The organism is Arthrobacter sp. P4_H3 (assembly GCF_056400885.1).
Genome location: NZ_JBFUKK010000003.1, coordinates 309,083 through 320,877, shown reverse-complemented (window position 1 = coordinate 320,877; position 11,795 = coordinate 309,083). Strand labels below are relative to the sequence as shown.

9 protein-coding genes are annotated in these 11,795 nt (G+C 67.1%); 2 read left to right on the top strand and 7 right to left on the bottom strand.

The annotated features are described in order from the left end of the window. Positions 1–299: 299 nt before the first annotated feature. From AC1DRE_RS06695 to AC1DRE_RS06680, 4 genes are read right to left on the bottom strand one after another with little or no spacing between them, the layout of a single operon-like run. A complete protein-coding gene (locus AC1DRE_RS06695) occupies positions 300–1,982 on the bottom strand; it encodes an ABC-F family ATP-binding cassette domain-containing protein (RefSeq protein ID WP_476983879.1) in 1,683 nt (560 codons plus the stop codon). A gap of 47 nt (positions 1,983–2,029) precedes the next feature. Beyond that, positions 2,030–4,000 (bottom strand): penicillin-binding transpeptidase domain-containing protein, encoded by a 1,971-nt coding sequence (locus AC1DRE_RS06690; RefSeq protein WP_476983878.1) that lies wholly within the window; start codon positions 3,998–4,000, stop codon positions 2,030–2,032. A 48-nt stretch (positions 4,001–4,048) separates the two neighbouring features. Beyond that, complete coding sequence (locus AC1DRE_RS06685) at positions 4,049–4,705, bottom strand: response regulator (RefSeq protein ID WP_476983877.1); 657 nt, start codon at positions 4,703–4,705, stop codon at positions 4,049–4,051. Further along, entirely contained in the window at positions 4,702–5,988 is a 1,287-nt protein-coding gene (locus AC1DRE_RS06680; RefSeq protein ID WP_476983876.1) for a sensor histidine kinase, read from the bottom strand. Before AC1DRE_RS06680 ends, AC1DRE_RS06685 begins: the two co-directional genes overlap by 4 nt. A 206-nt stretch (positions 5,989–6,194) precedes the next feature. Here AC1DRE_RS06680 and AC1DRE_RS06675 point away from each other — a divergent pair, with 206 nt between their 5' ends. Then, on the top strand, positions 6,195–7,310 hold the full coding sequence (locus AC1DRE_RS06675) for an ABC transporter permease (RefSeq protein WP_476983875.1): 1,116 nt from the start codon (positions 6,195–6,197) through the stop codon (positions 7,308–7,310). Positions 7,311–7,353: 43 nt separating this feature from the next. Beyond that, positions 7,354–8,067: an ABC transporter ATP-binding protein gene (locus tag AC1DRE_RS06670; protein WP_476983874.1), complete on the top strand. Its 714-nt coding sequence runs from the start codon at positions 7,354–7,356 to the stop codon at positions 8,065–8,067. Here the strand turns inward: AC1DRE_RS06670 and AC1DRE_RS06665 are convergent. The 3 genes from AC1DRE_RS06665 to AC1DRE_RS06655 form a co-directional block, all read right to left on the bottom strand. Further along, a complete protein-coding gene (locus AC1DRE_RS06665; RefSeq protein ID WP_364122745.1) occupies positions 8,028–8,390 on the bottom strand; it encodes a winged helix-turn-helix transcriptional regulator in 363 nt (120 codons plus the stop codon). The two genes, AC1DRE_RS06670 and AC1DRE_RS06665, sit on opposite strands and share 40 nt — an antisense overlap. A 308-nt stretch (positions 8,391–8,698) precedes the next feature. After that, the gene (locus tag AC1DRE_RS06660) at positions 8,699–10,138 is read right to left on the bottom strand and encodes a phytoene desaturase family protein (RefSeq protein ID WP_476983873.1); all 1,440 of its coding nucleotides are present in this window, start codon (positions 10,136–10,138) and stop codon (positions 8,699–8,701) included. Further along, positions 10,131–11,600, bottom strand: a complete 1,470-nt coding sequence (locus AC1DRE_RS06655) for a glycosyltransferase family 87 protein (protein WP_476983872.1) — start codon at positions 11,598–11,600, stop codon at positions 10,131–10,133. Before AC1DRE_RS06655 ends, AC1DRE_RS06660 begins: the two co-directional genes overlap by 8 nt. Positions 11,601–11,795: the final 195 nt, after the last annotated feature.

Sequence of the window (11,795 nt, the reverse complement as noted above, 5' to 3'; positions counted from 1 at the left end):
GAGTACGACCTCGCCGGCCTGCTCACCAGCACTCCTTGCCCATGAATCCTCCACCGCCCATACAGCGCCCTGACCGGCACACAGGGCGCATCCAACAACCGAGCCGCCGCCCGATACCCGACGCCCTTCTCAAACAACGCTACAGCCGCCTCACGCTGCGCCTCAGCCAATGAACTACGTGCATGCATAAAACTGCTCCCCGAAAGCCGGAACTGAATTTCTCAGTCCAACTTCCGGGGAGCAGTTCAAGGTGAACGAGCGTTCGCGCAAAACGTGCAGGAAGTGCGAGAGCGTCCTGCTCAGCGGGCGCGCTGCACGCGCTTCTCGTCCCAGACAGGCTCGGCGGATTCGTACACCCTGCCGTCCGAACCGAACACCATGAAGCGGTCAAAGGTCCGGGCGAACCATCGGTCGTGCGTCACGGCCAGGACGGTTCCCTCGAAGTGGTCGATGGCGCGTTCGAGCGCCTCGGCCGAGTGCAGGTCCAGGTTGTCGGTCGGCTCATCGAGGAGTAATAGCGTGGCGCCGGAGAGCTGAAGCAGCAGGATCTGGAACCGGGCCTGCTGCCCGCCGGACAGGGACTCGTACTTCTGCTCCGACTGCGAAGCCAGGCCGTAGCCGTCCAGGGCGCCGGCGGCAGCCTCGCGGCCCAGACCGGAGCGGTGCTCGTCGCCGCGGTGCAGGATCTCCAGCAGTGTCTTGCCGAGGAGGTCCGGGCGGACATGCGTCTGGGCGAAGAAGCCGGGACGGATCCGGGCGCCGAGTTTTACGGTGCCTTCGTGGGGCACTTCGGCGATGTCGACGTCGGACACCGGCAGGTGCTCACGCTCCGGGTCGGTGCCGCCGGTGGCAAGCAGCCGCAGGAAGTGGCTCTTGCCGGAGCCGTTGGAGCCGAGCACGCCGACGCGGTCACCGAACCACACCTCGGTGGAGAACGGCTTCATCAGTCCGGTCAGTTCCAGCTTTTCAGCCACGATGGCCCGCTTGGCGGTCCGGCCGCCCTTGAGCCGCATCCGCACGTTCTGCTCGATCGGCAGCGCCTCGGGCGGTCCGGCTTCGAGGAACTTCGCCAGCCGGGTCTGCGCCGCGTGGTAGCGGTTCGCCATGTCGGAGCGGAACGCGGCCTTGTTCTTGTACATGTTGACGAGTTCCTTGAGCTTCACGTGTTCCTCGTCCCAGCGTTTGCGCAACTCCTCGAAGCGGGCATTGCGGTCTGCACGCGCCTCGACATAGGAGCCGAAGCCGCCGCCGTGGACCCACGCACCCGCACCGTTGATGCCCGGTTCCAGGGTGACGATGCGGCCGGCCGCGTTGTTGAGCAGCTCGCGGTCGTGGCTGATGAAGAACACGGTCTTCTTGGACTCATTGAGCTTGCCCTCGAGCCAGCGCTTGCCCGGTACGTCGAGGTAGTTGTCCGGTTCGTCCAGGAGCAGGAGCTCGTCCGGGCCGGCGAAGAGCGCCTCCAGTACCAGCCGCTTCTGCTCGCCGCCGGAAAGGCTCGACGCCGGGCGGTGCTGCGCACGGTCGAACGGCAATCCCAGCGCGGCCATGCAGACCTCGTCCCAGACGGTCTCGACGTCGTAGCCTCCTGCGTCCCCCCAGTCCACGATTGCCTGGGCGTACTGCATCTGGGTGGGCTCGTCGTCGTGCTCCATCATGGCCATCTCGGCCTCGTCAACGGCGCGGGCAGCGGCGGCCAGGGCGGGCGGGGCAGCCGAAACCAGCAGGTCGCGCACGGTGGAATCATCCCGGACCTGTCCGACGAACTGGCGCATGATGCCCATGTTGCCGGAGCGTCCGATCACGCCTTCGTCCGCGACGAGGTCGCCGGAGATGATCCGGAACAGCGTGGTCTTGCCGGTTCCGTTGGGCCCGATGAGCGCGGTTTTGGTCCCGTCCGGGACCTTGAAGGTCACGCCGTTGAGCAGCTGGGTGCCGTCGGACAGGAAGTAATCGATATTGGAAACGTCAATATGAGCCACGCTTCCATCCTCCCACGGCCACCCCGCCGGAGCTTTTGAAGGGCGTGCTACCCCGCTGCGACCAGGAATTTCTTGAGCAGCGGGCCCGAGGTGGTGGCGCCAAGGCCGCCTTCCTCGACGAACACGGCAACGGCGAGGTCGCCGTGGACGGCCACAATCCAGGCGTGCGTCTTCGGCGGGTTTTCGTTGCCGAATTCGGCGGTGCCTGTCTTGGCTCCGACGGGTTCCCCCGGCACGGAAGAGAGGAAGCCAGCGTGGCCCGACGTCACCACTGCACGCATCATGTCGGCCAGGGCGGCAGCCTCCGCCGCCGTAACCGGCTTGTCCGCGGCTTTCGCGGGCGCCGGTGCAGCGGAGGTCAACGACGGCGACGCTCCGTCCGTGCCCGCCGTGCCGGCGCCGGCTTCAGCGTTGAGCACGAGCGTGGGCGAGACGGGGGAGCCCTTGGCTACGGATCCGGCCATGACGGCGGCTGCCAGCGGGGACAGGAGCACCTTGCCCTGTCCGATCATGGATGCGGCATGCTCGGTGCCTTCGGCCTCTCCGGGGACGGAGCCGAGGAAGGCGTCAGCCCCCAGGCCGGGCGCCTCAACGGCAACGCCCAGGGAAGTGGCTGCGGACTCCAGCTGGGCCTGGCTGACTGAATCCCGGGCGGAGATGAACGCGGTGTTGCAGGAGTGGGCAAACGCGTCGCGCAGGGTGACGGACCCAAGGGAGTCTGCCGGATACCCTTCGGCGTTCTTGAACGTGCGGCCGTCCACCGTGAGCGTGGGCGTGCACTCAACTTTGGAGTCCGGGGTCATGCCGTTGCGGATCATGGCGAGTGAATCCACCATCTTGAAGGTTGAGCCCGGGGCGTACTGGCCCAGCATTGCGGTGTTGTAGCCGTTGCTGCCCGGTCCTGACGCTGCGGCCAGCACCGCGCCGCTGGAGGGACGCAGGGCCACGATGGCGGAGGCCGGACCCACATCGGCAAGGACGTCTTCCGCAAGCTGTTGAAGATTCGGATCCAGGGTGGTTTTCACGGGCGTTCCCGGCTTGATCCCAACCTGGAAAAGGAGCCGGCGGCCTTCGTTGGGAAGCGCCTGCTTCTCCTCAGCCGTGAGGCCGGCCTTTTCAGCGAAGACCTGGATTCCATCGGTGCCGCGGAGCTGTGCGTCGTATTGCTGCTGCAGCCCGCCGGTGCCTGTGGTGTCCCCGGCTTTGAGGGTCCCGCCGGACTTTTCAATCTGTTCGGCGTTCGCCTCGGCCGCAGTGCCCAGGAGGGCGCGGGCGAAGGTGCGGGTGGGTGCCAGCGGCAGGAAGTCGCGGATGGAACGGGCGCCGGGAATCTCGGCGATCTGCGCGTCCGTGATGGTCCGGCCGTCCTCGCGCAGGGTGATGGCGGCGACGAAGGCCTCGGCCCCGGCAGCCTGGACCTGCTGGGTGTAGGTAGCGGGATCCACTCCTACAAGCTTGGCAAGTTTGGTGGCGGACGCGGCCGGATCGGCGGAAGCCAGCTGGGGCTTGTCAATGCCGACGTTCACTACCGGCCGGTATGTCACGAGTTTTGCGTCACCGGCGCCCAGGATCTCGGCCCGCTGCGGCGATTGTACGGCCGAGCTGAGGACTTCGCCGTCCGCCAGTTCGGGGACCAGCATGTCCGGCTTCCACACGGTCAGCCACTTGTCGCCGGACTTCTTCAGTTCGGCGGAAACGGTGTACTTCCAGTCATCGGAGCCGATTTTCCAGCTGTAGTTCAGCGGGAACGTTGCGGTGTCCTTCTCCAGTTTCAACTCGCCGCTCTCAACAGCCGGCTTGGCAGGCTCGAGCGCCTGGAACACCTCTTTCAGCTGTTCGTTGGCGGCGTCGGCGTCCTTGCCGTCAAAGGCGACGGAGCCTACATCCAGCGCAGCCACTGCGGCAGCGAGCTGCTTCGCGGCGTCCTGCGCGCCGGCACGGCCGTCATCGCAGGCCACCAGCGATCCGCCAATTATGAGTCCGACAAGGGCAAGCGAAAGTTTCTGAAAGTTCCCCACCGCGCCATTATGCCCGTTGGCGCGGACAAAGTTCTTGTCACAGCGTTCTCAGGCGGGGCGGATGATCCGGCGCTGCGTGGCGACCGAAATCGCGGCGGTGCGGTTGTCCACTCCAAGTTTGCCGTAGATGTGCACCAGGTGGGTTTTGACAGTTGCCTCGGAAATGAAGAGCTGCCGGGCGATGGCACGGTTCGGCAGTCCCGTGGCAAGGAGCTGCAGCAGCTCGATCTCCCGGCCGGACAGTGCCGGTTCGGGATTCCGGATCCTGCCCATCAGCCGGGCGGCCACCTCGGGCGCCAGTGCCGTGTGGCCCGACGCTGCCATCAGCACGGCCTGCCGGATGTGCTCGGGCGGTGCGTCCTTGAGCATGTAGCCGCTGGCACCGGCTTCGACGGCGGCCAGGATGTCGGCGTCGGAATCGTAGGTGGTAAGGATCAGCACCGGCGGTGCGGGGGTGCCTGCCGCACCGGCCTTGATCTTTTCCGTGGCCGTGACGCCGTCCATGCCGGCACCCATTTGCAGGTCCATGAGCACCACGTCCACAGGCTCACCGAGGGTGTGGAGCCGGGAAAGCTCGGCCAGTGCCGCGGCACCGTCGGCGGCTTCTGCTGCCACGGTGATGCCCTCGAAGTCGCTGAGCATGGCGCGGAGCCCGGCACGGACCACCGGGTGGTCGTCCACCAGCAGGATGCGGATTGCGGTCACTGTGGTTCCTCCGACGCCGCGGCAGCGTCCGCCAGCGGAAGCCGGATGGCCACCACGGTTCCCTCGCCCGGCGCGGACTCGATGGCGAGCGTTCCGGCCAGCGCCGTCACGCGTTCCCGCAGGGACTTGAGACCGTACCCGGAGCCGTCTTGTCGCTGCGGATGGTCCGCGGACGCCGCCTCCTCCGGGCGGAACCCGACGCCGTCGTCGTAAATGTCCAGGGCCACTTCGGTCCCCATGAAGGACAGGGTGACGACGGCGGTGCCTGCCTTCGCATGCACCCACACGTTCGCGAGGCTCGCCTGGGCCGCGCGCAGCAGGGTAGTGGAGTACGGGTTGGACAGCTCAACGGGGGCGCCTTCGACGTCGAAGCGGCAGCGGAGCCCTGCCCCGCGGGCCGCCGCCTCTGCCTCGGTCTTTTCGCAGAGCCGGCGGAGGCTGCTCGCCAGGGACATCTGCTCGAGCGCCGGGGATTGCAGTCCGCGGACAAAGTTGCGCGCCTCGGCGAGGTTCGCGGACGCCGTCTCCTGCACCGTACGGAGCCGCTCGCGCGCTGTGGCCGTGTCGCCGGCCTCGAGCGCCTTCTCGGCCGAGCGGCCCATCAGCACAATGCTGGAGAAACCCTGGGCAAGGGTGTCATGTATTTCGCGTGCCAGCCGTGCCCGCTCGGTCAGTGTCCCGGCATCGTGCTGGCTGCGGGCGAGCTCGCCGCGCGTGCGGCGCAATTCCCCGGCTGCAAGCCGCTGGTTCTCCGCCTCGAGATAGAGCGCCCGGTACGCGAGGCCCGTAACCACGGCAAAGGCCGCACCGAACACCGGACCCAGCACCATCGGCAGTTCCAGGCCCGGGCCCGCGGCACCCCCGTTGTGGAACCAGAGCGCCACCACAACCAGCACGGTGGACGCCGCAATGACCGGCAGGGCCACCCGTCGTGGCAGGACGTGCAGCTGCAGGAAGAAGAGCGGGAACGCCAGCCAGACGAAGTCCGCACTGGCCCAGATGAGCACCAGCCATAGAAGTGAGACCGCACCGAGCCACCATCGGGCATAGCGCCTCGGATCAAAACGGCCAGTGTCCGTGGAGTGGCGTTTCTCGAGAACAGTCCCGATGAGGTAGACGGCCGCGAGCAGCAGCGCAAGGGCCACCGCAATCCAGCCGGACGGCGCCGGACCGGACAGCAGAACGCGCGCCATGGCCACCAGAAGCAGGACGGCGAAGCCCACGTGGAGGCTGATCCTCAGTAGCCGCAGGATTATCGCCGAACCGCTGGGTTCACCCTGCATCAACACGTGCCTCGCATCAATCCAGCCTATCTCCCGGTGCCCCGTTCGTCGGGCCAAAGGTGGGGGCCGGGCGGCAAATCAACCATTTGGTTGACCCGCGGCCCCACCCGTTGTCTCCAGGCGGCCAACCGGCCTGCCGATGTGCGGTGCCGCGGGCAGCGGAAGACTGAAAACAAGCCACACCAACCCGCCACGAAAGGAACCCCGTGTTTCTCGCTATTCGCGATCTCCGCTTTGCCAAAGGCCGCTTTGCCCTGATGGCTGCCGTGATCGCCCTGATCACCTTCCTGCTCGTGATGCTCTCGGGGCTCACCGCCGGGCTGGGAAACCAGTCGACGTCGGCGATCGCCGGGCTCCGCGCCGACCAGGTGGTGTTCGGCGCCCCCGCAGGTACTCCAGCCAAGGAATCGTTCACGGAGTCGGAAGTGAGCCGGGAACAACTGGCTGCCTGGTCCGGCCGGGACGGCGTTTCCGGAGTGGAGGCGCTTGGCATCAGCCAGGCCCGCGCGAAGGCGGTTGGGTCAGCCGCAGGAGCCCCCGGCGGCACCGCCAACGTGGCCGTTTTTGGCAGCCGCAACGGCCTGCCCGCGGATCCGGCCGGCGGTCTGCCGCCTGCCCCTGCGGCCGACGGAACGGTTGTGGTGGGCGAAACCCTGGCCGAAGACCTGCATCTCGGCCCCGGAAGCCTCCTTGCGGTGGGCGGCATCGAGCTCACCGTTGCCCGGGTGGTCCCGGACCAGTGGTATTCACACACCGGCGTCGTCTGGACGTCATTGGACGACTGGCGGCAACTGGCCCGCACGGGCAACGGGTCAGTCGGCACTGTGCTGGCCGTGACGTTCGACGCCGGTGCACCGGTTGATGTGGAAGCCGCAAATGCTTCGGCGGGGACAGTCAGCGCCACGCGTGTAGGTTCCTTTCAGGCGCTCGGTTCCTTCAAGAGCGAAAACGGGTCGCTGGTCCTGATGCAGGCCTTCCTGTACGGAATCTCGGCACTCGTCATCGTCGCGTTCCTGACGGTGTGGACCGTGCAGCGGACCCGGGACATCGCAGTCGTCAAGGCAATGGGCGGCTCACCGGGCTATGTGCTGCGCGATGCGATGGTGCAGGCCGTCATCGTGCTGGCCGCCGGAACCCTCGCCGGAGGCGCACTGGGCCTCCTCGGCGGATTCCTTGCCGCACAGGCCGCTCCGTTCCTGGTCACACCGGCAACGACGCTCCTGCCGGTCGCCGGCATCCTCCTCCTCGGCCTGGCAGGAGCAGCTGCGGCCGTCCGCGGTGTGACGCGCGTGGACCCCCTGCTCGCCCTCGGCGGCAACTGAATCCCTCCTGAACTCCCCATACATTCCTCGAAAGGAATACTCATTGGACACCGCCCTCAACCTCGTCAACGTAACTCTCGAGTACCCGGACGGAGACGGCACGCTGAAAGCGCTGGACCGGGTAAGCCTTGCAGTCGGTGCCGGGGAGTTCCTGGCCCTGGTGGGCCCGTCAGGGTCCGGAAAGTCCTCGCTGCTGGCAGTCGCTGCGGCGCTGATACGCCCGACCTCCGGTGTGGTCACCGTCGACGGCCAGGAAGCCACGGGCCTGCGCGACGCCGGGCTGACGGCACTGCGCAGGGAAAAGGTGGGCATCATATTCCAGCAACCCAATCTGCTGCCGTCCCTGACGGCCGTCGACCAACTCCTGCTGGCTGACCACCTGCGCGGGAAACCGCTGGCTGCCGCCCGCCGGCGGGCAGCCGAACTGTTGGAAATGGTCGGACTCGCTCCGGTCCGGAACAAGCGCCCGCATCAGCTCTCCGGTGGCCAGCGCCAACGCGTGAACATTGCGCGCGCCCTGATGGGGCGTCCTGCCGTACTCCTCGTGGACGAACCGACGGCGGCACTGGACCACGAGCGGAGCGGGGATATTGTCCGGCTCCTGCGGGAGGTCACCGACGAATTAAGCGTGGCCACCGTGATGGTCACCCACGACACCGAATTCGTACCGCTAACGGATGCCGTGGCCACCATGCGGGATGGCCGGATCTCTGCCCGTCAGCCCTCCGGCAGAGCCCCGTCACGGGCGTCATCGTAGGCGTCCCTGGCGTCCAGGATGCTGGGAACGTTTGACTCGGCCCATTCCCGGAGGACGGCGAGAGGGCCCAGCAGCGACTCCCCCAGGCCGGTCAGCTGATAGTCGACGCGCGGGGGAACCTGGGCGAACACTGTCCGGGTGATCAGCCCGTCCCTCTCCAGCGTCCTGAGGGTCTGGGTCAGGACCTTGGGCGTAATGACGTGGACGTGCTTGCGCAGTTCGGAGAAACGGACGGGCCCGTCCGCGAGCACCTGGACCACAAGTGACGCCCATTTGTCCCCGATCCGTTGGAAAACAACGCGGGACGGGCACAGCGGATCCATGATGTCGGCACCAGGCCTTAGGCCGGGCAGAAGGGTATCCAAGCAGCACCTCATTTCTCTGAAGCCAACGGTATCCTATGGATACTGTGAAGTCCTACGGTATCAACGCTGGGAGTGGCACGAAAATTGCGGTGTACGGTGCCGCCGGCGGGATGGTGGGCGGCCAGATCGGCAAGGAGTCGCTGCGGCGGGGGCACGGACGAGTTGGAGACCCCGTCCCATCACCCCCGTGCCCGCTTCACGGTGGCAAACCCTGCAGGAGCCACGGCCCGGGACGCTCCGCAGACCCCGTCCTCTGAACAGGACAGCTATAGGCCCAGCCGGGGCAGCGGCAGCCCGAATATGTCCTTGAGTGCATATTTAGCGGCATGGAAGCCCGGCATGCCGGTCACACCGGGACCGGGCGGGGTCGACGAGGAACAGAGGTACACACCGGCCAGCGGAGTGCGCCACGGCACGGGGCTGACTACCGGCCGCTGGATCAGCCCGCGGAGATCCATAAGCCCGGCAGCGAAATCCCCGCCGACGTAGTTCTGGTTGTACTCGGCCAGCCCGGCCGCCGTCGTGACGTGGGCCTGGACCACGAGGTCCCGGAAACCCGGGGCGAACCGTTCCAGCTGGGCCGAAACCGCCTCCGTCATATCAACCGTTGAACCCGCCGGAACGTGGCAGTAGGTCCACAGGATATGCCGCCCCTCCGGAGCGCGGGAGGCATCAAACCGTGACGGCTGGGACACCAGCACGTAGGGCCGCTCCGGATGCTTCCCCGCAGCCACAAGGTTTTCGGCGTCGGCCATCTCGGCGCGTGAGCCGCCCACATGGACTGTTCCGGCGTCGGTCAATCCGGCTGCGGCCCAAGGCACAGGCCCGGACAGGATGAAGTCCACTTTGCAGGCCGCGTTGCCGAAGCGGAAAGACTCCAGCGACCGGCGGTAACCGGAAGGCAGTCTGTCCCCGGCGAGCCTGAGCAGTGCAGGCGGCGCAATATCCAGAAGCGTCGCCTTGGCCGCCGGCAACTCCTCCAGGGAGCTGATCGGCCGCCCCGTTTCGACGGTCCCGCCATGGGCTTCGATGTCCCGGACCATGGCACGGGCGATCGACACGGAACCGCCCACGGGTATTGGCCAGCCCTGCGCGTGGGCCAGCGTCCCGAGCATCAGCCCGGCTCCCGCAGGTGCCAGTGACGGCAGCCGTCCCACGGAGTGCGCGGCAACACCGGTCAGGAGTGCCGGCGCCAGCTCGTCCCGGAATCTGGCACCCCATGCCGGTGAACCCTGTTCGAGCGTCCGCAGCCCGAAGAGGATGGCGGCTAGCGGATCGTGCGGGATGCGCAGGAGCTGGTTGAGGGTGAAGTCGGCTACGCCGTTCGCCCGGCGAACGAGAGGTGCCATCAGGCGGCCGTAGGCGGGGCCGTCACCCCCCAGCCCTGCAACCGTCCGGTCCAGGGAGCGGTACGCCAGGGCAGCCCGGCCCCCGTCCAGTGGCGACCCGAAGGAGAGCTCCGGCGTGATGAGCTCCACGCGTCGGGACAGCTCGAACGACCGGAAGAAGGGCGACGCAAGCGCCATGGGCTGCACGGCCGAGCAAATGTCGTGCAGGTGGCCCGGCTGCATCAGCTCGGACGTCCGGAGTCCGCCGCCCGGGGTGCCGGCTGCCTCATACACATGCACCTTGAGGCCCGCGCGGGCCATTGTCACCGCAGCGGCGAGTCCGTTCGGTCCGGAGCCGACGACGGCGACGTCAGGCATTGCTGGCCGCCCGCCGCCAGGGGAGGACCGACGAGGCGGGATCTCCCGGATTCAACCGCAGCCAGTCCCGGGCGCCATCGAACGGGCCGCCTTGGGGATCGTCCAGCTTGTGGCGGCGGATGATGTCATAGCCCGGGTCCCAGATGTCCCATGCGACGCGGACCATAAGGTACGCCGTGGCAAGCATGTGCAGGCCCACTGCCAGCACGTAGTACGGCATATCGATATTGTGCTGCGTCGGGCCGCCGCTGGTCACCTGTCCCAGGTACATCCACACGGCTGCCCAGTGCAGTCCCTCGATCCCCTGCCAGATGAGGAAGTCGCGCCAGCGCGGGCGGGCCAGTGCCAGCAGGGGGATCAGCCAGATGACGAACTGGGGGGAATAGACCTTGTTCGTCAGGATGAAAGCCGCCACAATCAGGAACGCCAGCTGTGCCAGCCGGGGGCGGCGGGGTGCCGTCAGGGCGAGGCCTGCAATGAGCACGCAGCTGATGAGGAAGAGGTTGAGGGCGACGGTGTTGATCGCCTCCGGCCCCAGGACCGGCCATTGCAGGCGTCCGGCCACAAGGTTGTATGCGAACCACGGGGAACTGTATCCGGCCGGGCGGTCCTCCGTGAATTGGTAGAAGTACTTCCAGCCGGAGGGGTTCATGGCGGCAATGGGGATGTTGACGGCGAGCCAGGCCGCGGCGGCTGCGGCGGCTGTGACCACTAGCGGACGGATCTTCCCCGTGCGAAGCGCCAGCAGGAGGATCGCGCCGAAAACCAGGACCGGATACAGCTTGGTGGCCGTGCCCAAGCCGATGAGGATGCCGGCCAGCACCAGCCGTTCGCGCGAGAAGAAGTACATCCCGACGGCCAGCAGTCCGACCGCCCACATGTCCCAGTTGATCACTCCGGCGAGGATGATCCCGGGTGCGACGGCCACCATGGCCGCGTCCCACGGCCTGCGGCGGCTCATGCGCGCGGTTGCCAGGACCGTAACGATCCAGACGGCGGCGATCAGCGTGGCGTTGACGTCGAAGTAGCCGAGGATGCGGGCATCGGTGGCGCCCTGCCCGGGGACCAACAAAGCTGTCAGCCCCGCAATAATCCCCATCAGGACGGGATACTCGAAGAAACTGCCCTCACTGAAAAAGGGGAAGGTGCCGTCGCCCAGTCCGCGGTTGCGGAAAAGTTCCGGGAAATCCGAGTAGCAGGTGGAATAGAACTGGCCCGGCGACTCCCAGCCGTTTGCCCGGCAGTAATTCTTGACCAGGACACTCGCCAGGGCGGCCAGCACGGTGAGGATGATGAGGACGCGTTCGACGGTGAAAATTCCGGGTGAGACGACGCCCGGCGCAGCCCGGTGGCCCATGGGGCCGCCGATCAGCTCGGTGAAGTTCCTGAGCAGGAGATCGCTTCGGCTCGGGATAACCAGGCGGGACCGTTTTCGGTGCGCCGGCGGCATAGTCTCCTGCATTCCTCGAGCTTACCGTCGCACTTAGGGGATCAGGGCCCCCGTAGCGGCTTGGCCCGCCGGGGGAGCGGCTCTGGGAAAACAAAAAGCCCACGCGTTGCCGCGTGGGCTTTTTGTGCATGGATATCGGTTGCCGCCATCAGGTCCTCCTGGTTGATCCGTTCCCGGCTGCAGCCCGGGAAGTTCGGAAAACGAAGG

Bases quoted from the DNA above. Each gene is read 5' to 3' on its own strand.
- AC1DRE_RS06660 (WP_476983873.1), bottom strand. From the start codon at position 10,138: ATGCCTGACGTCGCCGTCGTCGGCTCCGGACCGAACGGACTCGCCGCT.
- AC1DRE_RS06680 (WP_476983876.1), bottom strand. From the start codon at position 5,988: ATGCAGGGTGAACCCAGCGGTTCGGCGATAATCCTGCGGCTACTGAGG.
- AC1DRE_RS06665 (WP_364122745.1), bottom strand. From the start codon at position 8,390: ATGGATCCGCTGTGCCCGTCCCGCGTTGTTTTCCAACGGATCGGGGAC.
- AC1DRE_RS06655 (WP_476983872.1), bottom strand. From the start codon at position 11,600: ATGCAGGAGACTATGCCGCCGGCGCACCGAAAACGGTCCCGCCTGGTT.